The organism is Klebsiella sp. CN_Kp097 (genome assembly GCF_040064495.1).
Classification (GTDB): domain Bacteria; phylum Pseudomonadota; class Gammaproteobacteria; order Enterobacterales; family Enterobacteriaceae; genus Klebsiella; species Klebsiella aerogenes.
This window is the reverse complement of the sequence record NZ_JBEAIL010000004.1, coordinates 80,553-106,328: the sequence shown is the minus strand read 5'-3', so window position 1 is coordinate 106,328 and position 25,776 is coordinate 80,553. Positions and strand designations below refer to the sequence as shown.

22 protein-coding genes and 1 tRNA gene are annotated in these 25,776 nt (G+C 56.2%); 8 read left to right on the top strand and 15 right to left on the bottom strand.

What is annotated here, in order from left to right; genetic code table 11:
* Positions 1-10: 10 nt before the first annotated feature.
* Positions 11-1,447, top strand: coding sequence for a magnesium transporter (gene mgtE / locus ABLV07_RS06135; protein ID WP_015706137.1), 1,437 nt, complete (start codon positions 11-13; stop codon positions 1,445-1,447).
* Here the strand turns inward: mgtE and ABLV07_RS06130 are convergent.
* Positions 1,410-2,618, bottom strand: a complete 1,209-nt coding sequence (locus tag ABLV07_RS06130; RefSeq protein WP_046883415.1) for a SulP family inorganic anion transporter — start codon at positions 2,616-2,618, stop codon at positions 1,410-1,412. The two genes, mgtE and ABLV07_RS06130, sit on opposite strands and share 38 nt — an antisense overlap.
* A gap of 277 nt (positions 2,619-2,895) precedes the next feature.
* On the opposite strand from ABLV07_RS06130, the gene mqo reads away from it, so the two are divergent.
* Positions 2,896-4,530, top strand: a complete 1,635-nt coding sequence (gene mqo, locus ABLV07_RS06125; RefSeq protein ID WP_042893836.1) for a malate dehydrogenase (quinone) — start codon at positions 2,896-2,898, stop codon at positions 4,528-4,530.
* Between the two features lie 46 nt (positions 4,531-4,576).
* On the opposite strand, the gene eco is transcribed toward mqo, so the two are convergent.
* The 5 genes from eco to ABLV07_RS06100 all read right to left on the bottom strand — a co-directional run bounded on the left by eco (position 4,577) and on the right by ABLV07_RS06100 (position 8,649).
* Positions 4,577-5,068: a serine protease inhibitor ecotin gene (gene eco, locus ABLV07_RS06120; protein WP_032715000.1), complete on the bottom strand. Its 492-nt coding sequence runs from the start codon at positions 5,066-5,068 to the stop codon at positions 4,577-4,579.
* Between the two features lie 129 nt (positions 5,069-5,197).
* Positions 5,198-6,307, bottom strand: coding sequence for an AI-2E family transporter (locus tag ABLV07_RS06115; RefSeq protein WP_015365665.1), 1,110 nt, complete (start codon positions 6,305-6,307; stop codon positions 5,198-5,200).
* Positions 6,308-6,488: 181 nt separating this feature from the next.
* Positions 6,489-6,565, bottom strand: a tRNA-Pro gene (locus ABLV07_RS06110).
* A 76-nt stretch (positions 6,566-6,641) separates the two neighbouring features.
* Positions 6,642-8,402 carry an LPS biosynthesis-modulating metalloenzyme YejM gene (yejM, locus tag ABLV07_RS06105; RefSeq protein ID WP_348853351.1) on the bottom strand — a complete coding sequence of 587 codons (1,761 nt, stop codon included), beginning with the start codon at positions 8,400-8,402 and terminating at the stop codon, positions 6,642-6,644.
* A 19-nt stretch (positions 8,403-8,421) separates the two neighbouring features.
* On the bottom strand, positions 8,422-8,649 hold the full coding sequence (locus ABLV07_RS06100; RefSeq protein ID WP_015365667.1) for a YejL family protein: 228 nt from the start codon (positions 8,647-8,649) through the stop codon (positions 8,422-8,424).
* A gap of 188 nt (positions 8,650-8,837) precedes the next feature.
* Between ABLV07_RS06100 and yejK the strand changes: the two genes are divergently transcribed.
* Positions 8,838-9,845, top strand: a complete 1,008-nt coding sequence (gene yejK / locus ABLV07_RS06095; RefSeq protein WP_015365669.1) for a nucleoid-associated protein YejK — start codon at positions 8,838-8,840, stop codon at positions 9,843-9,845.
* A gap of 39 nt (positions 9,846-9,884) precedes the next feature.
* On the opposite strand, the gene ABLV07_RS06090 is transcribed toward yejK, so the two are convergent.
* Positions 9,885-10,646 (bottom strand): DeoR/GlpR family DNA-binding transcription regulator, encoded by a 762-nt coding sequence (locus ABLV07_RS06090; protein ID WP_047038200.1) that lies wholly within the window; start codon positions 10,644-10,646, stop codon positions 9,885-9,887.
* Between the two features lie 82 nt (positions 10,647-10,728).
* Between ABLV07_RS06090 and ABLV07_RS06085 the strand changes: the two genes are divergently transcribed.
* Positions 10,729-11,325, top strand: coding sequence for an NUDIX domain-containing protein (locus tag ABLV07_RS06085; RefSeq protein WP_045359604.1), 597 nt, complete (start codon positions 10,729-10,731; stop codon positions 11,323-11,325).
* Positions 11,326-11,345: 20 nt separating this feature from the next.
* Here ABLV07_RS06085 and ABLV07_RS06080 read toward each other — a convergent pair whose 3' ends face one another.
* Complete coding sequence (locus tag ABLV07_RS06080) at positions 11,346-12,632, bottom strand: serine hydrolase (RefSeq protein ID WP_116289357.1); 1,287 nt, start codon at positions 12,630-12,632, stop codon at positions 11,346-11,348.
* A gap of 103 nt (positions 12,633-12,735) precedes the next feature.
* Between ABLV07_RS06080 and ABLV07_RS06075 the strand changes: the two genes are divergently transcribed.
* Positions 12,736-13,623: a LysR family transcriptional regulator gene (locus ABLV07_RS06075; protein WP_116289358.1), complete on the top strand. Its 888-nt coding sequence runs from the start codon at positions 12,736-12,738 to the stop codon at positions 13,621-13,623.
* Between the two features lie 58 nt (positions 13,624-13,681).
* Here the strand turns inward: ABLV07_RS06075 and rplY are convergent, their stop codons facing one another.
* Both rplY and ABLV07_RS06065 read right to left on the bottom strand, forming a co-directional pair.
* Positions 13,682-13,966 carry a 50S ribosomal protein L25 gene (gene rplY / locus ABLV07_RS06070; protein ID WP_015365674.1) on the bottom strand — a complete coding sequence of 95 codons (285 nt, stop codon included), beginning with the start codon at positions 13,964-13,966 and terminating at the stop codon, positions 13,682-13,684.
* A 136-nt stretch (positions 13,967-14,102) separates the two neighbouring features.
* Positions 14,103-15,860, bottom strand: coding sequence for a DEAD/DEAH box helicase (locus tag ABLV07_RS06065; RefSeq protein ID WP_032712059.1), 1,758 nt, complete (start codon positions 15,858-15,860; stop codon positions 14,103-14,105).
* Positions 15,861-16,007: 147 nt separating this feature from the next.
* Here ABLV07_RS06065 and rsuA point away from each other — a divergent pair, with 147 nt between their 5' ends.
* The 3 genes from rsuA to ABLV07_RS06050 all read left to right on the top strand — a co-directional run bounded on the left by rsuA (position 16,008) and on the right by ABLV07_RS06050 (position 18,596).
* Positions 16,008-16,727, top strand: a complete 720-nt coding sequence (gene rsuA / locus ABLV07_RS06060; protein WP_015365676.1) for a 16S rRNA pseudouridine(516) synthase RsuA — start codon at positions 16,008-16,010, stop codon at positions 16,725-16,727.
* Positions 16,724-17,920, top strand: coding sequence for a Bcr/CflA family multidrug efflux MFS transporter (locus ABLV07_RS06055; RefSeq protein ID WP_015365677.1), 1,197 nt, complete (start codon positions 16,724-16,726; stop codon positions 17,918-17,920). Before rsuA ends, ABLV07_RS06055 begins: the two co-directional genes overlap by 4 nt.
* Before the next feature lie 331 nt (positions 17,921-18,251).
* The gene (locus tag ABLV07_RS06050; RefSeq protein WP_015365678.1) at positions 18,252-18,596 is read left to right on the top strand and encodes a YejG family protein; all 345 of its coding nucleotides are present in this window, start codon (positions 18,252-18,254) and stop codon (positions 18,594-18,596) included.
* A 3-nt stretch (positions 18,597-18,599) separates the two neighbouring features.
* On the opposite strand, the gene yejF is transcribed toward ABLV07_RS06050, so the two are convergent.
* Genes yejF through ABLV07_RS06025 form a run of 5 tightly spaced genes read right to left on the bottom strand, consistent with a single transcriptional unit; the run spans position 18,600 to position 25,745 of the window.
* A complete protein-coding gene (gene yejF, locus ABLV07_RS06045) occupies positions 18,600-20,189 on the bottom strand; it encodes a microcin C ABC transporter ATP-binding protein YejF (RefSeq protein WP_063444968.1) in 1,590 nt (529 codons plus the stop codon).
* 1 nt (position 20,190) lies between these two features.
* Positions 20,191-21,216, bottom strand: a complete 1,026-nt coding sequence (locus ABLV07_RS06040) for a microcin C ABC transporter permease (protein WP_046883887.1) — start codon at positions 21,214-21,216, stop codon at positions 20,191-20,193.
* On the bottom strand, positions 21,216-22,310 hold the full coding sequence (locus tag ABLV07_RS06035) for a microcin C ABC transporter permease YejB (protein ID WP_046883888.1): 1,095 nt from the start codon (positions 22,308-22,310) through the stop codon (positions 21,216-21,218). Before ABLV07_RS06035 ends, ABLV07_RS06040 begins: the two co-directional genes overlap by 1 nt.
* Positions 22,311-22,319: 9 nt before the next feature.
* Positions 22,320-24,125 carry an extracellular solute-binding protein gene (locus tag ABLV07_RS06030; RefSeq protein ID WP_020078277.1) on the bottom strand — a complete coding sequence of 602 codons (1,806 nt, stop codon included), beginning with the start codon at positions 24,123-24,125 and terminating at the stop codon, positions 22,320-22,322.
* Between the two features lie 57 nt (positions 24,126-24,182).
* Positions 24,183-25,745, bottom strand: coding sequence for a cyclic di-GMP phosphodiesterase (locus tag ABLV07_RS06025; protein WP_015365683.1), 1,563 nt, complete (start codon positions 25,743-25,745; stop codon positions 24,183-24,185).
* Between the last annotated feature and the right edge of the window lie 31 nt (positions 25,746-25,776).

The following is a 25,776-nucleotide window of genomic DNA, read 5'->3' as shown; positions in this document are numbered from 1 at the left end:
TGCCTGAGCGATGTCCGTTTTGCATAAAAAAAGCGCCCGATTACGCGATGAAGAACGCGCCCGCCTGATTTGGCTATTGAGCACTGATAAAGCCGTCACCTCCGCGCTGCTGGGGAAACTCACCCTCGCGGAGCGCTATGATGAAGGGACGCTGGCCGATGACCTGGCGGAAGTGGAAGTGCTGGTGTCGCATCTGCCGCCGCCGGACCTCGCCGATGCCCTGGAAGCGCTGCCCTATGACGCGCGTACCGCGCTGTGGGGGCTGGTTGCCGATGACAAGCGCGGCGAGGTGCTGCTGGAGGCGTCAGAGAGCGTATGGGGCGATCTCATCGACAAGATGAGCGATCACGACCTGATATTTGCCCTGCAATCGCTGGATATTGATGAACAGGTTTACCTGTTGCAGCACCTGCCGCGCGACTTAACCGGCCGCCTGCTGGCGACGCTGCCGCCGGATAAACGCGCGCGCATTCGTCAGATGATGCGCTACGCCGATAACACCGTTGGCGCGATCATGGAATTTGAAGTGATTACCGTACGCCCGGAAGCCACTCTGGCGGCGGTACAGCGCTATCTGCGCCGTCTGGGCAAAATGCCGGAAAACACCGACAAACTGTTCGTCACCACCCGTAATAAACTGCTGCTTGGCGAGCTGGAGCTGCAGACTATTCTGCTCAATGATGCGCAAAAGCGCGTTGGCGAAGTGATGGAAGGCGATCCGGTGACTTTCCAGCCGCAGGAAGAGGCGGAAAAAGTGGCGCGTACCTTCGAGCGTGATGACTTACTGAGTGCTGCGGTGATTGATGCCGACGGCAAGCTGATGGGGCGTTTGACCATCGATGAGATCGTCGATGTGGTGTACGAAGAGACCGATAACGACCTACGCCGGATGGGCGGTCTGAGCGAAGATGATGATGTTTTTGCGCCGGTGAGCAAAGCGGTGAAAACCCGCTGGGCGTGGCTGGCGGTGAACCTCTGTACGGCGTTTATCGCTTCACGGGTGATCGACGGCTTTGAACATACGATTTCGCAGCTGGTGGCCCTGGCCTCGCTGATGCCGATCGTCGCCGGGATTGGTGGGAATACCGGCAATCAGACGATCACCATGATCGTCCGCGCGATGGCGCTGCAGCAGATCCAGCCGGGAAGTTTTACCTTCCTCATCCTGCGCGAGATGGGCGTCGCGCTGATTAATGGCCTGGTATGGGGCGGGATAATGGGCGCTATCACCTGGTGGCTGTACGATGACCCGCAGCTTGGCGGGGTGATGACGTTGGCGATGATGCTCAACCTGCTGATGGCGGCGATGATGGGGGTTATCATCCCGATGGTGATGGTCAAGCTGGGGCGCGATCCGGCGGTCGGCTCCAGCGTGATGATCACCGCGATTACCGATACCGGCGGCTTCTTTATTTTCCTTGGTCTGGCGACGCTGTTTCTGATGTAAGCTGCGCTTTTACGCGCAGGCGGCGAGGGATGAGCGCCATTGCGATAAGCCCCGCCAGTACGCCGATCGCCAGATTACTGGTAGTGACCGTCACGACAACGGTCGCTGCCATGACCACCGTTTCCGGCCACGGATTGCGCGCCAGCGCGGTTGGGCGAATACTCTGCCAGCTGAAGGTTTTCACTGCCACGATCACCATGACCCCGGCCAGCACCGCCATTGGAATTTTGGCCATCACCTGGCTTAGCACCGTCACCAGAAGCAGCAGTACCATACTGGCCACTATCGTCGATAGGCGGCTACGCGCCTTGCCCATTTCTACGTTAACGATAGTCTGGCCGATCATCGCGCATCCGGCGATGCCGCCATAGCAGCCCGCGAGGATATTGGCGATCCCCAGTCCTGCGCTCTCACGTGACTTATTTGACGGCGTATGGGTGAGATCGTCCACCAGCTTTGCCGTCAGCAGCGATTCCATCAGGCCGACAAAGGCGATACTCAGGGCGCAGGGCCAGATAATTTTTAAGGTGCTTAAATCCAGCGGCACCGCCAGCGCGTTGAAGCCCGGCAGACCGCCGCTCATAGCGCCTTCATCACCCACGGTCGGCAGGAGCTGTCCGCTGGTGACGGTATAAGCAGTAAGGAGGACGATAGCGATAAGCGGCGCCGGCACGGCTTTGATAAAACGCGGCGCCCACAGCACGATGAGCAGCGTCAGAACGAACAGGCCGACGATGAGCGGCTGCCTGCTCCAGAAATGGGGAACCTGGGCGAAAAAAATAAGAATGCCTAGCGCATTAACAAACCCGGTCATCACCGGTGGCGGGATAAAGCGCATTAACCGCGCCATACCGCATATCCCAAACAAAATTTGAATAATACCAGCCAGAATGACAGCAGGCAGAATATACCCTACGCCATGCTGATGTACCATCGGGCCGATCACCAGGGCGACAGAACCTGCCGCCGCCGTCACCATCGCCGGGCGCCCGCCAAGAACCGACATCGCCAGACAGAGCACTACCGAAGCAATCAGGCTGACCTGTGGGTCAACGCCGGCAATGACCGAAAATGAAATGACTTCAGGGATTAACGCCAGGGCAGTCAGCACGCCAGCAAGGGTCTCGCGTGTTATCAACGCCGGAGAGAGAGAGCGGAAAGTTGAGGGCATAAAAGTTCGCGGATGATAAAAAATTTGAAGTGAGGCATGCCGCCGTTGGCGTGCGCTCCATCACAGAACGGGAGATGATAGCGCGGAAATGACCATCATACCAGTACAAAAAGTGATTTTGTGTACACATTTATTAAACATTTTTATAACAGATCTCAAAACTCAACTTAAAATTTAAACAATATTTAAATTTTTGAGTACAGGTGGTACCTTTGATCCCGAGAATCGTTTCACCTGCGCTAAATAAAAAAGCGAGTAAAAGTAAGGCTCAAATCCGATGAAGAAAAAGATGGCCGTACCCAGCTCACAGGCGGTTGGTTCCAATACAAATCGGACCAACACCCGCCATGAGCAAGAGACGGATGTATTGTTGATTGGCGGCGGTATCATGAGCGCCACGTTGGGAACCTGGCTGCAGGAACTGGAGCCGGATTGGTCTATTACCATGGTCGAGCAGATGACCAGCGTTGCCGAGGAGAGCTCGAACGGCTGGAACAATGCGGGTACCGGCCATGCGGCGCTGATGGAGCTTAACTACACGCCGCAAACCGCCAATGGAATCAATATCGACAAAGCGGTCGATATCAATGAGTCCTTCCATATTTCTCGTCAGTTTTGGGCCCACCAGGTGACCCGCGGCATCCTGACTAAGCCGAAATCTTTTATTAATAGCGTGCCGCACATGAGCTTTGTGTGGGGTGAAGACAACGTTAACTTCCTGCGCGCGCGCTACGCCGCGTTGCAGCAGAGCGAGCTGTTCCGCGGTATTCGCTATTCTGAAGATCATCAGCAGATCAAGGAGTGGGCGCCGCTGGTGATGGAAGGTCGCGATCCGCAGCAAAAAGTGGCGGCGACGCGTACCGAAATGGGCACCGACGTTAACTACGGCGAGATCACTCGCCAGCTGATCGCCGGGCTACAGACGCATGATAACTTCTCTCTCCAGTTGGGTACCGTCGTTCGCCGCTTTAAGCGCAATGCGGACAACAGCTGGACGGTGACGCTGGCGGATGCCAACAATCGTCACCAGAAGCGGACAATCAAAACCAAATTCATCTTTATTGGCGCGGGCGGCGCTGCTCTGACGCTGCTGCAGGAAACCGGCATTCCGCAGGCGAAAGAGTACGCGGGCTTCCCGGTTGGCGGACAGTTCCTGGTGTGTGAGAACCCGGAAGTGGTTAATCATCACCTGGCGAAAGTCTACGGCCAGGCGGAAGTTGGCGCGCCGCCGATGTCGGTGCCGCATATCGACACCCGTATTATCGACGGCAAACGCGTGGTGCTGTTCGGGCCATTCGCGACCTTCTCGACCCGTTTCCTGAAAAATGGATCGCTTTGGGATCTGCTGGCCTCGACGAATACCTCGAATATTCTGCCGATGCTTAACGTCGGGATGGATAACTTCGACCTGGTGAAATATCTGATTAGCCAGGTATTGCAGAAAGATAAAGATCGTCATGCCGCACTGTGCGAGTACTACCCGGAAGCGCGCAAAGAGGACTGGCGCCTGTGGCAGGCCGGTCAGCGTGTACAGATTATCAAACGTGATAAGAAGATGGGCGGCGTGTTGCGCCTTGGCACCGAAGTGGTGTGCGATGATGAAGGCACCGTAGCCGCGCTGCTGGGCGCTTCTCCTGGCGCGTCGACGGCGGCGCCGATCATGGTGCAGCTGTTGGAGAAAGTCTTCAAAGACAAAGTACAGACGCCGGCCTGGCAGGCGAAGATGAAAGAGATCGTGCCGAGCTACGGTATGCGTCTGGATGGTAACCCAGCCGCTATTGAGCAGGCGCTGGCGTGGACCAGTGAAGTGCTGGGGCTACACTACGAGCCGACGACCGCGGCGGACGAGGTGCCGCAGGCCGAACTCAAACCGTTGACCGGCGGCAAACCGATGGCGGATATCGCGCTATAACAAAAACGGCAGCCTTCGGGCTGCCGTTTTGTATTACCGCAGGCGATTAACGCTCAACGGCATTACCGATAGTTTCTTCAGCTTTCCAGATGCGGTATTTCACTTCGACGTTGGCCGGAGTATAAACCACGATCGGCAGCTTGCTGTTGTAACGCAGCAGGCCTGTATCGCCGAGACCAGCGGTAATAAATTTCTTCTCTTTCTTACCGTCCGGGCAGGCCATCATGGTGGAAACCGGGGACGTCAGCTTATCAAAGACATAGTAGTCATAGCCCCAGCCTTCCAGGGTTTTGCTTTCCAGTTGACCGCCCAGGCGGTGATGGTTGCAGTCGACTTCCAGCGTCTGGCCAATCATCAGTTCAACTTTTAACGCGGATTCATCCTGCTGCTGCGGCAGCTGAATCACCTGACGCTTCATCCCTTTTTCCGCTTTCGGATAGGGGGCGACTTTCTCCAGCGGCTGTTCAGCGGCTAAGGCGCTGGTGGAAACACAGGCAACGGCCAGCAGAGAAACAGCGAGCGTAGCGATTTTTTTCACGGTTGATCATCCTTTATTATCGTTACTAACCAATACAGACTAACATCATTGTCGTGAATGGTAAGGGTTATTTACCATTATTTTCAATATGAATAGTGAAATGCACTAGCAAGCTGAGGCTTGCGTTAGCTATTCATCGCGGCTGTTTTTGGCTTCTTCAATAAACTCTTCGTCCAGTAAGTCGGCGTTCCCGGCGTGTTCACGGCCCGATAACAGGTTCCAGCAGGCAATAAACAAGGCGGCAATCAGCGGGCCGATGACAAAGCCGTTGATGCCATAGATTTCCATGCCGCCAAGGGTGGCAATCAGGATCAGATAATCCGGCATTTTGGTATCTTTCCCCACCAGTAGCGGACGCAGAATGTTATCCACCAGGCCGATGACAATCACGAAGAAACCGACAATAAACGCCCCTTGCCACAATTGCCCGGTGGCAAACAGGTAAATCGCCGCCGGCACCCAGATGATGGCGGAACCTACCGCCGGGATGAGCGACAGAAAGGCCATTAAAGCGCCCCACAGAATGCTGCCATCAAGACCGACAATCCAGAATGCAAAGCCGCCGAGCGCCCCCTGCGCCAGCGCGACGGCAACGGTGCCTTTAACCGTCGCCCGCGCGACGGCGGCGAATTTGGCAAACAGATGTTGTTTTACGTAATTGGATAGCGGCAAGGATTCAAGGATCAGAAGTACCAGATAGGGGCCATCCTTCAGCAAGAAGAACAGCAGGTATAACATAATGCCGAAGCTGACGGTAAAGCCAAAGGTCCCTTTACCAATCAGGAAGGCGCTACCGGCCAGATACTGCCCGCCTTTCAGGGCGGCATCGGACAGCTGCTGCTGAATCTGTTCCGCGCTATCGAGATTGTGCTCGGAGAGGAAACTTCTGGCCCAGCTCGGGAGATGGGCAAACAGGTTGGCGACCACCGTCGGAAACTGGGTGTCGTTGTGCTGTAACTTGGTGTAGACCACGTTGAGTTCGAAGGCTAGCGACGAAATGATAATCGCCAACGGGGTGAAAACAATAAGACAGATAATCACGACGGTCAGTAGCGCCGCGATACCGTTGCGCTCACCGATGCGCGTACGGATGTTGTTTTTTACCGGATTAAATATCACCGCCAGGATAGCTGCCCACAGGATAGCGGAATAGTAAGGGGAGAGTACGTCAAAAAAGGCCAGGGTAACGATCAGTAAAATAAGGATAAAAAATCCTTTGGTAAGTCCTTTAACTCTCATTGGGTCCGCTCCAGATGATAACGAATACAGTCGAATGATAGATGGAATTTAACAATTTGCCATCAGGATAATCGCAGTCACAAAGGGAAGGGGAGTACAAACATTAAAAAACCCGCGCTCTCAGGGAGAGTGCGGGTTCTAAAGGGGACCGGTGGTTGTAGCAACCTACCGGTTAAATTTTTGGTCGGCACGAGAGGATTTGAACCTCCGACCCCCGACACCCCATGACGGTGCGCTACCAGGCTGCGCTACGTGCCGACGCGTGGAGGATAATATTACCCGTTCCCCCATCGAATGCAAGCGACCGACAACTGATTGATTTAAAATTAATCAATCAGTTAGCGATAAAGCGTTTTTCATCCGTCAGCACCTGCAGCAGCAGGCTGAGCTGCGGTTTTTGGTCTTTAATCTTCTCACCATCGCTGTTCCACGTGTGGTAGGTGCCGTTGTTGTCGAGCACCACGGTCATCGTTGGCGTGGTAATCGCCAGAGTATCGCTATTGGCCGCAGTGACCCAGCTGCGGCGGCGTGCCGGGCTAAACAGGTCTTCGCCCTGCGAATATTCATTCGCTGGCGTCGACACGTGCAGCAGACGCTGCATCAGTGTGGTCATCACGTCTTTGTTATCCGTGAGCGTTGCGATCTCTTGCGCTGGGGTTCCCGGCCAGTGGATAACCAGCGGCACCTGCAGATTGCCACGTGACCAGTCGAATTTACCCTGCTTGTTATCCAGCGGCATACCGTGCCCGGCGGTGATAATCACCACCGTATTATCCAGTTTGCCCGCTTTACGCAGCGCGTCCAGCACGCGGCCAATTTGTGTATCGACGTTGCCTGCGGCGCGGCCATAGGTGCGCGCAAAATTCTGCTGCTGGCTGTTATCAAGATTAGTGCCGTTCAGCGATACCCACGAGAACCAGCGGTTCTCGTCCAGGGCGTAGCGATCCAGCCAGCCGATCCATTGGTCAGCCGTTTGTTCATCGCTCTGCGTTTTAGCCGCCGGCAGCGAGAAGTCCGACAGCAGCGCCTGGCGATAAAGCGGGCTGCTGAAACCGTCTGATGAGAACAGGCCCAGCTGGTAACCCTGTTGGTTGAGGGCGGTAATCAGCGCCGCCGGGATACGCGCCGAGAGCACGCCATCCATATAACCCGGCGATATGCCGTAGAACAGGCCGAACATCCCGCTGTCGGTGCTATTACCGGAGCTCATATGCTGGCTAAAGTTGACGCTCTCTTTCGCAAAAGCCGCCAGTTGCGGCATGTTCTTCTCGAAACGTGAATAGTTAAGGTTATCCACGGTAATGAGCAGCACGTTGTAACCCGTACCGAGGTCGCGATAGCGCAGATCGCTCAGCGGATACTGCACCGAAACCGCTTCCGGCGCGCCTTGCTCAACCAGACGACGCTGATAGTCTTGCGCATCGAGCAGGCCATGCTTCTCAAGGAAGCGGCGGGCGGTCATCGGATAAGAAAGCGGCAAGTTGGCCCGCTGCATGGTGATCGGGCGATAAAAATTGGCATCCGCCCAGATATAAATCAGGTGGCTGCTGATAAACGAAATAAAGAAAAACCAGGCGACGGGGCGCGCGTAGTGGCGGCGGCGCGTCAGGCTGCGCAGCTTTTGCCAGCTCCAGGTGGCGAAGAGCATCTCAATCAGGAAGATGATCGGTACGCTGATAAACATCAGCTGCCAGTCGCGAGCCATCTCGTTCTGATCGGGGTTAATCACCAGTTCCCAGACGACGGGATTTAAGTGCAGGTGGAAGCGAGTGAAGACTTCGCTATCGATTAGCAGCAGCGTCATCCCCGCGGTGGCGAAGATAACCGACAGGAAGCGCATAAGCCGCTGCGAGCCGACAATAAAGGTCAGCGGAAAGAGAATCAGTACATAGCTGGTGAAAACCAGAAAACTGAAATGACCAACGAGGCTGACATACGAGAATACTCGTCCGGCAAGCGTCGTTGGCCAGTCGGCGACAAAAAGATAGCGGCTGCCGAGCGCCATAGCCAACAATATGTTGAACAGGGCGAACCAGTGTCCCCAGCTGACCATCTGGGAGACTTTTTCTCGGTAGGGCTGACGAAGAGTCACCATATACTGTTGTTCGTTATCCTTAGTGCGCGGGATCGTCGTTAATGGACGATTGCAGCGCCTGGGCGAAAGAACGGGCGATTGCCTGACGCTGAGCCGGCGCGACGCTACTGTTGAGCAGGTTGGTCACCATATTGCCCAGCACCATCAGTGACAGGTCAACCGGCGCTTTGTGTGTTTCCAGGACGTTCGTTAGCTCGCTGAGCAGCTGCTCGACCTGTTCATCGCTATAGCGGGATATTTGTGGCATAAACTCAAAATCTGTTTGTTCGTGAAAGGGCAACATATTACCGTAGCAGCAGCTTTTTTTCCGCATTTTTTCGCCACGGCGCAAAAGCGCCCGGCCACGCGAGTCTCAAGCATAAAAGAGGCGTCTGCCGGTTGCGTCGTCGTCCCGGTGGTGGTTGAATACCGCCCGGTCTAAAAGGAGAGTTTAACATGAGTCTGGATATCGACCAGATTGCCCTGCATCAGTTGATCAAACGTGATGAACAGAATCTGGAACTGGTGCTACGCGAGTCGCTGCTGGAACCAAATGCCACTGTCGTGGAGATGATGGCCGAACTGCATCGTGTCTACAGCGCAAAAAGCAAAGCCTATGGCCTCTTTAATGAAGAGAGCGAGCTGGCGCAAGCGTTGCGTTTACAGCGTCAGGGTGAAGAAGAATTTCTTCCTTTCAGCCGTGCGGCCACCGGCCGCCTGCGCGATGAGCTGGCGAAGTATCCATTTGCCGAAGGCGGCATTGTGCTGTTCTGTCAGTATCGTTACCTGGCGGTCGAGTATCTGCTGGTGGCGGTGCTCAATAATCTGAGCAGCATGCGCGTTAACGAAGAGCTGGATATCAGTTCCACCCATTATCTGGACATCAACCATGCCGACATCGTGGCGCGTATCGATCTGACCGAGTGGGAAACCAATCCCGAATCGACCCGTTATCTGACCTTCCTGAAAGGGCGGGTGGGGCGTAAAGTCGCCGATTTCTTCATGGACTTCCTCGGCGCCAGCGAAGGGCTCAATGCCAAAGCGCAGAACCGCGGTCTGTTGCAGGCGGTGGATGATTTCGCCGCTGACGCGCAGCTGGATAAATCCGAGCGCCAGAACGTGCGCCAGCAGGTGTACGCCTACTGTAACGAACAGCTGCAGGCGGGCGAAGAGATCGAGCTGGAATCGTTGTCGAAAGAGCTCTCCGGCGTCAGCGAAAAGAGTTTTCAGGAGTTTACCGCCGAGCAGGGTTATGAGCTCGAAGAGAGCTTCCCGGCGGATCGCAGTACGCTGCGCCAGCTGACCAAATTTGCCGGTAGCGGCGGCGGCTTGACCATTAACTTTGATGCGATGCTGCTCGGCGAGCGCGTATTCTGGGATCCGGCAACGGATACGTTGACCATCAAAGGTACGCCGCCGAACCTGCGCGATCAGCTGCAGCGCCGTACCTCAGGCGGTAATTAATCCCTGCTGATTATCCCGGCGGAACATGATGCCGCCGGGTTAACCTGCTACCTGAATAATCCCGACGCCGCTTTGCTTAAGCTTCTGGCGTAACCTGTCATCCAGTTCGCTATCGATAACCACTGTGCTGGCAAGATTAAGCTCGCCGATGGCAAACGCGGAGGCGGAATTAATTTTTTCGGCAGAGGCCATCACCACGGTTTCTGCGGCTCTGGCCGCCAGCGCGCGCTTAATGCCCGCCTCTTCATAATCACCGGTGGTAAAGCCCGCCTGCGGGTGCACGCCGGTAACCCCCATAAAGAACAGATCGGCATGAATCCGCGCCATCGCCGCCAGCGTCCCGGCGCCGACCGTAACTACGGAATGTTTAAACAATGTACCGCCGAGCAGGATTACTTCGATCCGCGGATGCTCGACCAGCGCCACGGCGATCCCCGGACTGTGCGTCACCACGGTGCAAGCAAGGTCGGCAGGTAGCGCGGCGATCATCGCCGTGGTGGTGGTGCCGCCGTCGACGATGACTACCTGTCCTGGCTGGATAAGCGCCGCAGCCCGGCGGGCTATCGCCTGTTTGGAAGCCATCTGCACGCTTTTTCTGCTTTCGATTGGCGCGATAGCGGCGGATACCGGCAGCGCGCCGCCGTGGACCCGTTGCAGTTTACCTTCCGCCGCCAGTTCGCGCAGATCGCGACGAATGGAGTCTTCTGAGACCTGAAAGCGCTGGCTTAACTCCCCCGACATCACCTGTTTTTCTGCGGCAAGGATCTGCAGGATGTGCTGTTTTCTCTGGCTGGCGAGCATTTTGTTTACTTCATGATTGATCTTGTTTGTGCACGATTATGCATGTTATGTTGCCAGTTGTCACCTTGGAAGGGGAAATATCATGCATGAAGACGCACCGCGCGTTCGCCACGTTCGCGAAACGCTCTTGTCCGATAACTGGTACACGCTGAAAAAATATACCTTTGAGCTGTTGCGCCGGGATGGGCGCTGGCAGGAGCAGAGCCGGGAAGCCTACGACCGCGGCAACGGCGCGGTTATTCTGCTCTATAACCGCCACCAGCAGAGCGTGGTGCTCATCCGCCAGTTTCGTTTTCCGGTGTGGATTAACGGTCACGACGGCTTTCTGATTGAGGCCGCCGCGGGGTTACTGGATAACGCCTCGCCGGAAGAGCGCATTATCGCCGAAGCGGAAGAGGAGACCGGATTTCGCGTTACCCGCATTGAGCCGGTATTCACCGCGTTTATGAGCCCGGGGTCGGTTACCGAGAAGCTGTACTTCTTTATTGCCGAATACTCCGCGGACGATCGCCGTGGCGATGGCGGCGGGCTGGCGGCGGAAGGAGAGGATATTGAAGTGCTGGAGTGGCCGCTGGCGCGGGCGTTACAGGCCATTCGCGAGGGTGAAATCGTGGATGCGAAAACCATTATGCTGCTGCAGCACCTGGCGTTAAATGCCGATACGCTCCTTGCCGGTTAAGCGGCAAGGAGCAGGGGAGATTAGCGCAATTCGCGGGCAATGGCGCTGTACATCAGCGCCGCTTCCAGCGGCTGTGCGTTAAAGGACGGTTCCGCTTGTGGCCAGGTTGACCACTGCACGATCACCAGATGTTCCGCACGGTTGACCATAATCACCTGGCCGTAGATCCCCAGCGCCCACAGCGAGCCTTTCAGCCCTTCCTGCGGCGTCGGCTGTACGTTTTGCGCATTGGCCGGAATGGCGTTATTCCACCATTGATAGCCATAGATACCTTCCGGATGCGCGGCTGAAACCGAGTTCAGCGCTTTTGTCCAGCTTGCGGCTTGATCGAACCAGCCAGCGGGCACCAGCTGTTTACCGTTGCTCAGGCGGCCATCGTGGGCGACAAACTCGCCAAAGCGGCCCCAGTCTTCGAGGGTGGCGTTAAAGCCGTGGGCGCCGACATCATGTTGTCCTTTTTTGTAGGCGTGCCAGACGCCATCGTGGGCCATACCCGCAGGCTGCCACAGTGATTGTTCAAGCCAGGCGGCCAGCGACATACCGGTCGCGCGCTCCAGCACATCGCCCAGCAGCCATGCACCGCCGGAAGAGTAGGACCACTGCTCGCCTGCCGGGTGTTTACGCGACAGCGTCGACACAATTTTACGCACGCAATCGTAGGCGCCGGGCTGTGCTTCACACTGGGTCAGACGGGCGAAGTGCGACTGTGGATTGGTGTAATCTTCATTCCATTCCACGCCGCTGGTATGTTGAATGAGCTGCTTGAGCGTTACGCCGTCCCAGGCGGTGCCTTTCAGTTCGGGTTCATAAACGGTAATCAGGTCGTCGAGGGAGTGGATTTTACCCTGTTGAATAGCGATGCCGACCAGCGTTGAGACGACCGATTTGCCCACCGAGCGCGAGGTCCACAACGTGGTGTCGGTATTACCTTCGGCGAGATATTTCCAGGCGACTTTACCGTCTTTCAGCACCAGCATACCGCTGACGTTTTCGCGCTTCAGGTAATCCTGCAAATTCCAGGTGTGGCCGTTGAGCGTATAGCGGGCATCGGTCAGTTGCTTTTCAGCGCGCTCCAGCGGGACCGAGGCGCCGTGGCGGAATACATCGCCAGCATAGTTGCGATAGTCATTACGAAAGCCAATCACGCGTGAAGTCTGATCCCAGGTGAGCATGTCTTTGGCCGCGGGTAGCGTTTGATCGTAAGGCGTGGGGCAGACATCCAGCGTCAGGCCGCCGCAGTTTTGCGCCATTGCCGCCGCCGGCAGCGCCGCCAAAATTAACGCCAGGGCCAGTGGTTTTCTTATCATTTTCATTTCCTCGTTTGCCATAGATTCGCATCGCAGTATATAAATCGGCGCGCGGCGGCTAAAATCACTACATGGGGGATTTTCCCCCGAAAGGGAGGGAAGGATGAAAACCCTGCAGTATTCATTTGCACAGATTGAAGCCTTCGCGACGATTGCTGAGACCGGCAGCCTGTCGCGGGCGGCGATCCGTTTAGGGAAAGACCGTACGACGCTTCGCGATCTGCTGGATTATCTGGAAGATGCGTTGGGCTACCGGCTATTCAGCCGTGCAGGGCGTAGCCTGACCTTAACCGCCGAGGGCGAGCAGCTTTTTCGCCAGGCGCACCTGTTGTTGCGTCAGGCGCAGGCTTTCGAGTCTTTTGCGCAAACGCTGCCGCAAACGGCCTGGCAGGAGTTACGCCTGGTGTACGATCCCTTCGTGCCGCGTGAGTTTCTCTGTTTGCTGGTCGATACGCTTGCCCGGCGGCAGATCCGTTTAAGCTGCTGGAGCGCGTCGCGTCGCGAAGCCGAGCAGGCGTTGAGCGATGGCGTCGCGGATATGGCCATTTGCCAGGCGAACAATCGTACGCTGGGTAGCGAAATGGAGTGGCGGGCGCTGGGTACCGTTGATTTACGCTTTTACGCCGCGCAGCGGTTGTTCGCTGATGCCGCAAGGCCGCTGACGTTGCTGAATTTATCGCTCACCCCGCAGTTAGTCATGCACCGGCGCAGCGACGATCAAATCGCCCGCCGGCTGCAGATATCCGGCCATACGCTGTATATGAATGAAATCACTATGTTGCGCCACGCAATGGAGCAGGGGCAGGGCTGGGGTTTTTTACCCGATCATTTACGGCCCGACGAGTGGCAGGGGGTTGCTGAAATTGCCACCGAGGTCGGTAATCAGGGGCTTAACGTTACCATGGTGATGCTGTGGTTGCCGGGAATGAATAAACACCGCGCGTTGGGAGAGATTGTTGACGACGCGCCAGGGTTATGGCGGCGCAGATAACAAAACGCCCCGGGTCAGAAGACACCAGGGCGTTTGCCATACAACTTGCTATCGGCGATTAAGCGCGAACGAAGTCGATGTGGGTCAGTTTCGGCTTGAACGCGTGACGCTGAACAGCCTGAACTTTAACTTTTTCTTCTTTGCCATCGACAACCAGGGTCAGAACTTCGCCGTAGAACTCAGCTTTGTCCTGCATGTTCCACAGTTTGTCGTGGTCCAGTTCGATAGCAACCGGAGCAGCTTCGCCACCGTAGATGATTGCCGGGAACTTGTTAGCTGCGCGCAGGCGGCGGCTCGCACCCTTACCCTGCTCTTTACGTACTTCTGCGTTGATAGTAAACATTGATGTCTCTCTATATATAAAGCCTGCAACAGGCGACCCAGCAGCAGGCAGATTATCTGCTTTGCGAATGCAAAAGCGGGCGGCATTATAGCCGCCTATCGGCACAGCGGCAATCAAAACCTCAGTTTTTGACGGATTAACGTAGCTCATTGGCGCGACGGAAACGGCCCTGATAATCGAACACTTTTTCCCGCACCTGCCAGTATTGCCCCTTCATCCGGGCGACGACAAAGTCCGGATGGCGCAGTAGCGCCTGCTGGGCAATGATATCCGCCGGGGTTATCCAGCGCAGCGGCACGCCCGGCGTACGGGTATGCGGGCGGATAAACAACTGCTCAAAGGCGGTACGCTGCGCGGGCGTTTGCAAACGGAAGCGCTCACTCACATCGGCGCCGTCCTCATCGTAATAGGTGATTTTTAGCCACGGGCCTTTTTCGTCGCCGCCATGCTGCAGCGCCATGCCGCTGCAGCGCAATACCAGCGCGTCTTTAAGCTTCAGCGCCGCCTTCAGCATGTCGTCCGGGTCGACCAGCACCGTATCGCACTCGCGACAGCGGCGGGCGGCAATGTCATTCTCGGCGTTGCACTGCGGGCAGTTTTTAAAACGAAAGCGGAAGTCGCACTGTTCGCGGTGGCCGTCGTCGTCTTCGAACCAGCCCTGGCAGCGGCGGCCAAAATGCTCAATCAGCGTGCCGTCGGCGGTGGTTTTCCCCCAAAAAGTATTGGCGAAACCGCAGGCCGGGCAGAAGACCTGCACCGGGACATTATCGCTTTTGCCTTTTGGCGTGCCGACTTCCGGCGCATACAGGTCGTGAGGGTTGCCGGCATAGTCGAGGATCAGACAGTCGGTTTTGCCCGGCGCCAGACGCAGGCCGCGGCCAACAATTTGTTGGTAAAGGCTTACCGACTCGGTTGGCCGAAGAATCGCGATAAGATCGACGTGCGGCGCGTCAAAGCCGGTGGTCAGTACCGCGACGTTCACCAGATAGCGATACTGCTGCGCCTTAAAGGCTTCGATGATGCGATCGCGCTCCGGCCCCGGGGTTTCGCCGGTAATCAGCGCCGCCTGCGCGGGCGGCAGCAGGCCGGTAATTTCCCGCGCGTGTTCGACGGTCGCGGCGAAGATCATCACGCCTTTACGGTTTTCGGCAAACTCAACGATTTGGCTAACGATATGCGGCGTGATGCGCTGCTGTTTTTTCAGCTCGTGGTTAAGGTCAGCTTCGCTGAACAGGCCATTGCTCTGCGCCTGCAGGCGGCTGAAATCGTACTGTACCACCGGCATATCGAGGCGCTCAGGCGGCGTCAGGTAGCCGTGCTTAATCATATAACGCAGCGGCAGTTCATAGATGCAGTCGCGGAACAGCGCTTTCTCGTCGCCGCGTACCATACCGTGATAGTGGAACTGATAGATCCAACCCTTGCCCAGGCGGAAAGGGGTGGCGGTCAGGCCAAGCAGCCTGAGATGCGGATTCACCTGCCGCAGGTGGCTGATGATTTGCTGATACTGACTGTCGTCATCGTCGCTGATACGGTGGCACTCATCGACGATCAGTAAGGAGAATTCGCTTTGAAACTGCTCAAGATTACGCGCCACCGACTGCACGCTGCCGAAGACGACCTTGCCCTGGCTCTCCTTACGCTGCAGACCGGCGGCGAAAATATCCGCTTCCAGCCCAAGCGCACAGTATTTACTGTGATTCTGCGCCACCAGTTCTTTAACGTGGGCCAGAACCAGTACGCGTCCGCGCGCCAGCCGCGCCAGTTCGGCGATCACCAGGCTTTTGCCGGCGCCGGTCGGCAGTACGATGGCGGCGGGCTCATGGTGACGGCGGAACCAGGCGAGCGTGGCGTCAACGGCCTCTTTTTGGTAGGGACGTAGTGTAAAAGTCATCAATTCTCGGGGGTTAATTAACTCGCAAATAGTATGCCATGAATCTTTTCCCTTGAGTGGTGTTAAGAGCCCGTTATACTAACCAATGGAATTCTTCTTTTTCGGGCGAGATGCCCGCTCCAGCATTATTACAGGCTAAAAAATCTCATGCGACTTGATAAGTTTATCGCTCAGCAGCTTGGCGTCAGCCGTGCTATTGCCGGGCGTGAAATCCGCGGCAGCCGCGTTACCGTGGACGGCGACATTGTGAAAGATGCCTCCTTTAAGCTCCAGCCAGAGCACGAGGTGGAATATGACGGCAATACGCTGACCCAGCAGCACGGCCCCCGTTACTTTATGCTCAACAAGCCGCAGGGTTATGTCTGTTCAACAGACGATCCCGATCATCCAACGGTGCTTTATTTTCTCGATGAGCCGGTTGCCCATAAGCTGCACGCCGCCGGGCGTCTGGATATCGACACCACCGGTCTGGTACTGATGACCGATGACGGTCAGTGGTCGCACCGCATCACTTCGCCGCGTCATCACTGCGAAAAAACCTATCTGGTGGAGCTGGAAAATCCGCTGGAAGAGGGCGTCGCCGAGCAGTTTGCCAAAGGCGTGCAGCTGCATAATGAAAAAGATCTCACCAAACCTGCAGTCCTCGAAGTTATCACTCCGACAGAAGTGCGCCTGACCATCAGCGAAGGCCGCTACCACCAGGTAAAACGCATGTTCGCGGCGGTGGGTAACCACGTCGTGGGATTACATCGCGAGCGTATCGGCGACATTACCCTCGATGCGTCGCTGGAGCCCGGCGAATACCGCCCGCTGACGGAAGATGAAATCGCCAGCGTTGGCGCCCCACAAGCACGGAGTAAAACGTGACGACAAAGCAGAATTCTTCATTTGGGATTGTGTTTATTCTTGGCCTGTTGGCCATGTTAATGCCGCTGTCGATTGATATGTATCTGCCGGCGCTGCCGGTCATCTCGTCGCAGTTCAACGTGCCGGACGGCAGCGCGCAAATGACGCTCAGTACCTATATTCTGGGCTTTGCGCTGGGGCAGTTGCTGTACGGGCCGATGGCCGACAGCATTGGCCGTAAACCGGTGATCCTTGGTGGGACGCTGATATTCGCCGCGGCGGCGGTGGCCTGCGCGTTGTCGCAGACCATCGAGATGCTGATTACTATGCGTTTCTTCCACGGCCTGGCGGCCGCGGCGGCCAGCGTGGTGATCAACGCCCTGATGCGCGATATCTACCCGAAAGAGGAGTTCTCGCGCATGATGTCGTTTGTCATGCTGGTCACCACCATTGCGCCGCTGGTGGCGCCGATGGTCGGCGGCGCGGTGCTGGTATGGTTCAGCTGGCACGCGATTTTCTGGATCCTGGCGCTGGCGGCGCTGCTGGCATCGGCGATGATCGCTTTCTTTATTAGCGAGACGCTGCCGGTAGAACGGCGGCAGAAATTTCATATTCGCACCACGCTTGGCAACTTCGCCACCCTGTTCCGCCACAAGCGGGTACTTAGCTATATGTTGGCCAGCGGCTTCAGTTTTGCCGGCATGTTTTCATTTCTCAGCGCGGGTCCATTCGTCTACATCAACATTAATCACGTGTCGCCGCAGCACTTTGGCTACTATTTTGCGCTGAATATCGTGTTCCTGTTCATCATGACCATCATTAACAGCCGCTTTGTCCGCCGGGTCGGCGCATTGAACATGTTCAGAGCCGGGCTGTGGATCCAGCTGGCGATGGCGGTGTGGATGGTGGTGTGCGCGCTGCTTGATGTTGGTTTCTGGTCGCTGGTGGTGGGCGTGGCGGCGTTCGTCGGCTGCGTATCGATGGTCTCCTCTAACGCCATGGCGGTGATCCTCGACGAGTTTCCGCATATGGCGGGAACCGCATCGTCGCTGGCCGGAACATTTCGCTTTGGGATTGGCGCGATTATCGGCGCATTGCTGTCGATGGCCACCTTTACCACCGCCTGGCCGATGCTGATTTCTATCGCATTTTGCGCCGTTAGCTCCATTCTCTTCTATCTGTACGCCAGCCGGCGACGAAAAGTCGCACATTAAGTCACATTTTCAGGGGCGATTTCCGCCCCTTTTTTGATACATGTCAACCGAAATCGGCTTCCCTGTTTAGCTATATGTTTCTTTTATGTAAAATCAATTAGTGTAAAAAGTCGCAATGTTGCGATAAAAAAGTTGTTTTGGATCACAGAAACGGGTACATATAGCCGCGAACTGTTTCCGCAAGGCAACTATAAAGTTCTGGATAATAAGCTGTTAGCCCTGACCCCATGCGGGTGTAAGCGTTTTCTAAGCTGTTGCAGGACTATTTGTCAACAATGTGTTAATATTGATGTAAATTTATTGTGAAGCCTTTTGCTTCCGGGGAAACCAAGTGAATACACAGCAACTCTCTATCGTACACCGACTGCCGCAGAGCTATCGCTGGTTGGCCGGTTTTGCGGGTTCAAGAGTTGAACCGATTCCGCAAAACGGCGCTGAGGGCGAAAATAGCCTTGTGGCATTAAAACTGCTCAGCCCGGACGGCGAGAAAGCGTGGCCGGTGATGCGCACGCTGAGCCAGGCGCTGAGCGACATCGAAGTGGACTGTTCCATTCTTGAGTGTGAAGGCGAACCGTGCCTGTTCGTTAATATGCAGGATGAGTTTGCCGCTACCTGTCGTCTGAAAAATTTCGGCGTGGCCATTGCCGAGCCTTTCTCTGGCAACAACCCCTTCTGACCGTCAGCTTAACGCCAGCAGCTGGCGGGTATACTCCTGAAGCGGTGCCGTAAATACGCGCTCGCATTCTCCCTGCTCGACGACTTCTCCCTGCCGCAGCACTATCACCTGATGGCAGAGCGTCCGTACAACACGTAAATCGTGGCTGATAAACAGATAGGCCAGCTGATGCTTTTGCTGTAGCGTCTTCAGCAGCGCCAGGATCTGCGTCTGCACGGTTTTATCCAGCGATGACGTCGGTTCATCCAACACAATCAGCTGCGGTTTGACGATCAGCGCCCGGGCAATGGCAATACGCTGGCGCTGGCCGCCGGAGAATTCCGCCGGATAGCGCTGTCGCGTCGCGGGGTCGAGCCCCACTTCCTGCATCACCTGAATCACCGCGTGTTCACGTTGCGCGGACGTCAACGTCGGCTGGTGAACGCGTAATCCTTCCTCGATAATCTGCAGGACGTTCAGACGCGGGTTGAGGGATGAATTCGGATCCTGAAAGACCACCTGAATGCGTCGGCGCAGCGGCAGCATCTGGCGGCGATTTCGTCCCTGGATCGACTCGCCGGCAAACTGCATTTCTCCGCTGGAGTTAATCAGCCGCAGCAGCGCCAGCCCGGTAGTGCTTTTGCCAGAGCCGGATTCTCCCACCAGCCCCAGCGTTTCTCCGGCCCGCAGGGTAAAAGTCAGATGGTTGACCACTCGATTGTGATCGACCACCCGGCGCAGGATCCCTTTGCGGATTGGGAAGGCGACATTAAGATCGCGGGCCTGCAGTAGGATGGGCGCGTCGGCGGGGAGCGGCACCGGTTTGCCGGCCGGTTCGCTATCCAGCAGGCGGCGGGTATACGGGTGCGTTGGCGCCTGAAACAGCTCCCGGCAACCGTTTTGTTCGACGCAGCGGCCGTTTTGCATCACCGCCACCCGGTCGGCAAGCTGGCGGACGATGCTCAGATTGTGGGTGATGAACAACATCCCCATGTTGAGCTCACGCTTCAGTTCGCGCAGCAGTTGCAGAATCTGCGCCTGTACCGAGACGTCCAGCGCGGTGGTCGGTTCATCGGCAATGAGCAGCTCCGGGCGCGTCAGCAGCGCCATGGCGATCATCACCCGTTGGCGTTCGCCGCCGGAAAGCTGGTGCGGATAGTCGGCAAGCCGTCGTGAGGCGTTGCGGATGCCAACCCGATCCAGACAGTCGAGGATTTCGCCGCGCGCCGCCTCTTTGCGCATGCCGCGGTGCAGCGAAAGCACCTCGTACAGTTGTTTCTCCAGATTATGCAGCGGATTGAGCGACACCATCGGCTCCTGGAAAATCATCGCGATGCGGTTGCCGCGGATCCCACGCAGGGTTCGTTCATCGGCGTGCAGCAATGATTGACCGTGAAAGCGAATATCGCCGCTGGGGTAGCTGACCGGCGGCGAGGGCAGGAGGCGCAGTACCGACAGCGCGGAGACGCTCTTGCCGGAGCCTGATTCGCCGACCAACGCCAGCGTTTCACCTGCGGCAATCCGCAGCGTCAGGTTGCTGACGACCGTTTGGCTTGCCCCTTGCTGGCGGAAGGCGATAGAGAGGTCGTCAATGTCTAATAACGGCTGGCCCATGTTATACCGCCTTACCCGGATCGAAGGCGTCGCGGACCGCTTCGCCAATGAAAATTAGCAGCGTCAGCAGCACCGCCACCGACAAAAATGCCGCCATCCCCAGCCACGGCGCCTGCAGGTTATTTTTCCCCTGCAGTAGCAGTTCGCCCAGCGATGGCGAGCCTAGCGGCAGGCCAAAGCCGAGAAAGTCGAGCGAGGTCAGGGTGGTAATCGAACTGCACAAAATAAACGGCAGGAAGGTGAGGGTGGCGACCATCGCATTCGGCAGCATATGGCGCAGGATTATATGGCGATCGCTGACCCCCAGCGCCTGTGCGGCGCGAATATAATCGTAGTTACGGGTTCGCAGGAACTCGGCGCGAACTACCCCGACCAGCGTCATCCAGCCAAATAAAACGGTAATCGCCAGCAGCCACCAGAAATCAGGTTGCACCACGCTTGAGAGCAGAATAATTAAAAATAGCGTCGGCATGCCGGACCATACTTCAATAAAACGCTGCCCCCACAGGTCGAGCTTACCGCCGTAGTAGCCCTGCAGCGCCCCGGCAAGCACGCCAAGCACGCTGGAGAAGAACGTCAGCAGTAGGCCGAATAATAATGAGATCCGTGCGCCATAGAGGATCCGTGCGAATACATCGCCGCCGTTAGCGTCGGTACCCAGCCAGTTGTGCCGGGACGGCGGCGAAGGGAAGGGGCTGTCGGTGGCGAAATTGATGCTGGTGGCGCCGAAACGCACCGGCGCCCACAGCACCCAGCCGTTTTCCGCCAGCCGTTTTTGCAGCCAGGGATCCTGATAGTCGGCGGCGGTGGCAAAATCACCGCCAAAGGTTGTTTCGCTATAGGTTTTCAGCACCGGTACGTAGAGACTACCGCGATACTGCACCAGCAGTGGTTTATCGTTGGCGATAAGCTCGGCGCACAGGCTGCAAATAAATAGCGCAAGGAAGATCCACAGCGACCAGTAGCCGCGGCGGTTGTGGCGAAAACGCGCCCAGCGGGCCTGATTAACGGGGGAGAGAAATGACATTAGCGGCCCTCGAAATCGATACGCGGATCGACCAGCGTATAGCTGATGTCGCTGATAATGTTTAATAACAGGCCGATTAACGTGAAGATATACAGAGTGCCGAACATCACCGGATAATCGCGCGACACGGTGGCTTCGTAGCCGAGCAGCCCAAGACCATTGAGCGAGAACATCACCTCAATCAGCAGCGAACCGGTAAAGAACATGCTGATAAAGGTGGCGGGAAAACCGGCAATCACCAGCAGCATGGCGTTGCGGAAAACGTGTTTCCACAGGATCTGTTTTTCACCGACGCCTTTGGCGCGGGCCGTTACCACATATTGCTTGCGGATCTCATCAAGGAAACTGTTTTTAGTCAGCATGGTCAGGGCGGCGAAACCGCCGATCACCGTCGCCAGCACAGGTAGGGTGATATGCCAGAGATAGTCGGCGATCTTCTGATACCACGGCAGGCTATCAAAATTAGCGGAGACCAGGCCGCGCAGCGGAAAAAGATCGAAATAGCTGCCGCCGGCGAAGATCACGATCAGTAATATCGCGAACAAAAACGCCGGGATGGCGTAACCGATGATGATAAATGTGCTGCTCCAGACGTCGAAATGGCTGCCGTTACTGACGGCTTTACGGATCCCCAGCGGTATCGACACCAGGTAGATAATCAGCGTGCTCCACAGGCCGAGGGTAATAGATACCGGCAGGCTGTCTTTAATCAACTGCAGCACCGAGGCGCTGCGAAACAGGCTATCGCCAAAATCAAAACGCAGATAGTCGCCGAGCATCTTAAAGTAGCGTTCGTGAATGGGTTTATCGAAGCCGTAGCGGTGGGTGATTTCGGCAATCACTTCCGGATCGAGCCCACGTCCGCCGCGATAATGGCCTTCACTGATATTGCCAACGCCGGTACGTGCATGGCTGGCGCCCATACCGCTATCTACTGCGCCGGGCAACCCGCCGCGGTCGCCGAATTCCACGGCGGCGATCGCCTGATCGACCGGACCGCCTGGCGCAATCTGCACGATAAAAAAATTGATGGTGATGATGGCCCAGAGCGTCGGGATCACCAGTAATAGTCGGCGGAGCAGGTAGGCGCCCATCTTTAATCCTTAACGTCGGTCCGCAGGAAGCCTGGCGGCTTTGTTAACATCGTACCACCAGCCATCAAAACCGGAGGAGTAGGTCGGGCGTGTTTGCGGGAAGGAAAATTTATTCCAGTAGGCCGTCCTGTCCTGCGCCATATACCACATCGGCAGCATGTAATAGTTCCAGGTCAGCACCCGGTCGAGCGCGCGGCCCAGCGGCAGAAGCTTCTGTTTGTTGCCCTGCCAGCGCACGATCTGCGCAATCAACGCGTCGACCGCCGGGTTCTGCACTCCCGGCGCGTTATAGCTGGAGTTAATATAGTCCGAGGCCCACGAAACCTGTAAGCCCGTATCTGGCCAGGCGGTGGCGCGCCACAGTGAGGGCATCATGTCGTAATCGCGGCTCCGCAGTCGGCTGTTGGCCTGGGAGTTATCCACCTGACGGATATCCATCGTCACGCCTAAACGCTGTAAATTATGCTGGAACGGTAGAACCCAACTGACGTTGCCGCCGGAGGCGAGCAGCAGCTCAAAGCGCAGCGGTTTGCCGGTTTTGGCATTAACGCGCTGACGGTTTTTTAGCACCCATCCCGCCTGGTTCAATAGGGCATCTGCTTTGAGTAAATTGGCGCGGTCAAAACCATCGCCGCTGGAAACTGGCGGCTGATAAATCCGGGTAAAGACCTCAGGCGGCAATTCTTTTTTCATCGGCGCCAGCAGGGCGAGCTCATCGGCCTTCGGGTAATCACGAGCGGCATATTCTGTGTTCTGAAAGTAGCTGTTTGGCCGACTGTAGGCGCCGTAAAACAGCGCCTTATTCATCCATTCGAAATCAAATGCAAGGGTGATGGCCTCACGTACCTGACGGTCGGCAAAGACCGGGCGCTGAATATTAAAAGCCAGCCAGCGGGTATCCGTTGCCGAGGTATTCGTTCGATCGTCTTTCACAATATAACCGTTGCTAAAGTTGCGCCCGATATAGCGCGTGGCCCAGTTTTTTGTTGAACTCTCCTCGCGCATATCTACTGCTCCGGCCTTGAAGGCTTCGAAAGCGACGTTATCGTCAAGATAGTAGTCGTAGCGAATCGTGTCGAAGTTCCAGCGCCCGCGGTTTACCGGCAGGTCGGCGGCCCAGTAGTTCTCGACTCGCGAATAGACAATATACTGCCCCATTCGCCAGCGGCTGATACGATAGGGGCCACTGGCGAGCGGCGGCGTTGAAAGCGGGTCACTCAGTTTATGATGGCGCCAGAATGACTCAGGCATTACCGGCAGCGACAGCAGGCTGAGCATATTTTCTTTGCCCGGCTTGGCCAGTTCGATGCGCACCGTCAGCGGGGCGATGGCTTTGACGGTCGTCCCTTTATAGATAAGACGGAACTGCGGTACCCCTTCGGTCATAAATTTGTGGAAGGTGAAAGCAACGTCGCTGGCGGTAATCGGGCTACCGTCATGAAAGCGGGCACGCGGGTTGATGGTAATTTCCATCCACGAGAAATCATCGGCAAAGCGCGCGCGATCGGCTATCAGCGGGTAGTAGCTGCCCGGTTCATCGTCCGAGGTGGTAAACAGGGTGTCATACAGCGCATCGGTGCGTACGCCGGGGTTACCGCGCAGGGCGTAGCGGTTAAAATTGTCAAAGGTGCCAATGGCGGCAAGCGTTATACTGCCGCCTTTAGGTGCGTCCGGATTGACGTAATCGAAGTGATGAAAGTCAACGGCATACTTTGGCTCGCCGATAATAGCGAACGCTTCGCTCTCTTTAATGGTTTGCGCCTGGCTACTCAGGCTAAATAAAGCCAGCAGCAGCAGGCCGATGCGCGCAAACATAGTTGGAATATCATCCTCTGACCATTAACCCCGGTGGTTTCGCATCATAAGCGACCCTCAGCGGCTTGTGAAATAATTTGCCGGTTCATCATGGGCGGCGACCAGTTTATCCAGCGGCAGCGGGCGGCTGAAGCAGTAACCTTGCAGATACTTCACGCCGTGAGCGCGCAGCCATTCCGCCTGTTCAGGCGTTTCTACACCTTCAGCCACGGTTTTCAGCTGCAGACGGCGGCTTAGCGTTAACACCGCATCCAGCACGGGAGAGGTGACGGTTTCGGTACCGATCGCCTGCACAAAACCACGATCGATCTTCAGATAATCAAAGTTATAGCGCTCCAGATAAATCAGCGCGCTATGGCCGGTACCAAAATCATCGATAGCAATTTCGAAGCCCTGCTGATGCAGCCATTCAAAAATGGCCATCGACTGGTTTTTATCGATCATCGAACGTTCAGTTATCTCCAGCACGACGTCGAAGTAGTTTGCGGGTAACGCGGCGGCAAAACGTTGCATATCTTGCTGAAATCCGGCGGCATGCAGGTGGGCAGGTGAGATATTCAGACCGAGCTTGGTACCGCGCGGCAAAATACGCTGCAACGTCGGCGCATCGCGGGCAATCAACATTAACAGGTGATGGGTAAGCGGCACGATCATCTGCTGCGTCTCTGCCAGATTAATAAAGACGTCTGGCGGGATTTCACCTACCACCGGATGCCGCCAGCGCATCAGCACTTCAACGCCGCTAATCTGCAGGGTATCGGCCTTTACCACCGGCTGGTAGACCACGTAGAACTGGTTGTTTTTGATCCCCAGTTGGATCGATTTCCGCGGATCGGATTTGATCGTCAGGATGTAGTAGCTGAGCAAGCCGGCAAGCATGCCGCATACTACGCCAAGCAACAGGGCGAACTGGGTATTCTCGCCGAGCCAACTGTTAGAAAAGAGATACACTTTTAGCGGTAGCCCCGGAACCTGAATCTGGCGTATCGGCTCATTGGGCAATGATAGCGGGTCGATAATTTTGCTGCTGAAGGTCGAAATTGCCGTATGGCCGATGGCCAGCGCAATGCCGCTGAAATCATTCTGTCGTGCGGTATAGAGGATATAAGGCGTCAGATTGGCATTGATGGATACAAAAATGCCGCTGTCTCGATCGCCGGGACGTTGTACCCACATTGCCAGCGCGGCGGTGTTCGGCATCATCGGCGTGCCCTGGAGGATGGCCATATCCAGAGGTTTATTGGTATCAAGCTGCGGTATCAATTGTTTAAACGGTGTGTCCATTGCGCCGGTGGCGGATGAGCAGAACGCTTTGCCGTTTTTCACCAGCAGGAAGGCGCGCACGTTGGGACTAAAGGCGGCGCTGGCGGCGAGGCCGGAGTCAATATGTTCGCAGGGCTGATCGAGCAGCGGCTGCAGGCCATCAATGGTTTTGCTTAAATCAGCGAAATAGCTATTAAGGTAGTGGCTGACGTTATTGATTATCTGATCGAAACGCTCAGAGCGGTTGTGGTAGATAACCATAAACTGGATGCTGCCGGCCAGTAGTGCGACGGCAACGCCGATACAAATACTGGTAAGCCAGATTTTACGTCGGGGTGAAAAGTAGCGGGTTAGCATAGGCCAGAATCTGTCCGTATTATTGAATCAC

Excerpts from the sequence above, each read along its gene's own strand:
- mgtE (WP_015706137.1), top strand. The coding sequence starts at position 11 with ATGTCCGTTTTGCATAAAAAAAGCGCCCGATTACGCGATGAAGAACGC.
- ABLV07_RS06130 (WP_046883415.1), bottom strand. The coding sequence starts at position 2,618 with ATGCCCTCAACTTTCCGCTCTCTCTCTCCGGCGTTGATAACACGCGAG.
- mqo (WP_042893836.1), top strand. The coding sequence starts at position 2,896 with ATGAAGAAAAAGATGGCCGTACCCAGCTCACAGGCGGTTGGTTCCAAT.
- ABLV07_RS06115 (WP_015365665.1), bottom strand. The coding sequence starts at position 6,307 with ATGAGAGTTAAAGGACTTACCAAAGGATTTTTTATCCTTATTTTACTG.
- yejM (WP_348853351.1), bottom strand. The coding sequence starts at position 8,402 with ATGGTGACTCTTCGTCAGCCCTACCGAGAAAAAGTCTCCCAGATGGTC.
- ABLV07_RS06100 (WP_015365667.1), bottom strand. The coding sequence starts at position 8,649 with ATGCCACAAATATCCCGCTATAGCGATGAACAGGTCGAGCAGCTGCTC.
- yejK (WP_015365669.1), top strand. The coding sequence starts at position 8,838 with ATGAGTCTGGATATCGACCAGATTGCCCTGCATCAGTTGATCAAACGT.
- ABLV07_RS06090 (WP_047038200.1), bottom strand. The coding sequence starts at position 10,646 with ATGCTCGCCAGCCAGAGAAAACAGCACATCCTGCAGATCCTTGCCGCA.
- ABLV07_RS06085 (WP_045359604.1), top strand. The coding sequence starts at position 10,729 with ATGCATGAAGACGCACCGCGCGTTCGCCACGTTCGCGAAACGCTCTTG.
- ABLV07_RS06080 (WP_116289357.1), bottom strand. The coding sequence starts at position 12,632 with ATGATAAGAAAACCACTGGCCCTGGCGTTAATTTTGGCGGCGCTGCCG.
- ABLV07_RS06075 (WP_116289358.1), top strand. The coding sequence starts at position 12,736 with ATGAAAACCCTGCAGTATTCATTTGCACAGATTGAAGCCTTCGCGACG.
- rplY (WP_015365674.1), bottom strand. The coding sequence starts at position 13,966 with ATGTTTACTATCAACGCAGAAGTACGTAAAGAGCAGGGTAAGGGTGCG.
- ABLV07_RS06065 (WP_032712059.1), bottom strand. The coding sequence starts at position 15,860 with ATGACTTTTACACTACGTCCCTACCAAAAAGAGGCCGTTGACGCCACG.
- rsuA (WP_015365676.1), top strand. The coding sequence starts at position 16,008 with ATGCGACTTGATAAGTTTATCGCTCAGCAGCTTGGCGTCAGCCGTGCT.
- yejF (WP_063444968.1), bottom strand. The coding sequence starts at position 20,189 with ATGGGCCAGCCGTTATTAGACATTGACGACCTCTCTATCGCCTTCCGC.
- ABLV07_RS06040 (WP_046883887.1), bottom strand. The coding sequence starts at position 21,216 with ATGTCATTTCTCTCCCCCGTTAATCAGGCCCGCTGGGCGCGTTTTCGC.
- ABLV07_RS06035 (WP_046883888.1), bottom strand. The coding sequence starts at position 22,310 with ATGGGCGCCTACCTGCTCCGCCGACTATTACTGGTGATCCCGACGCTC.
- ABLV07_RS06030 (WP_020078277.1), bottom strand. The coding sequence starts at position 24,125 with ATGTTTGCGCGCATCGGCCTGCTGCTGCTGGCTTTATTTAGCCTGAGT.
- ABLV07_RS06025 (WP_015365683.1), bottom strand. The coding sequence starts at position 25,745 with ATGCTAACCCGCTACTTTTCACCCCGACGTAAAATCTGGCTTACCAGT.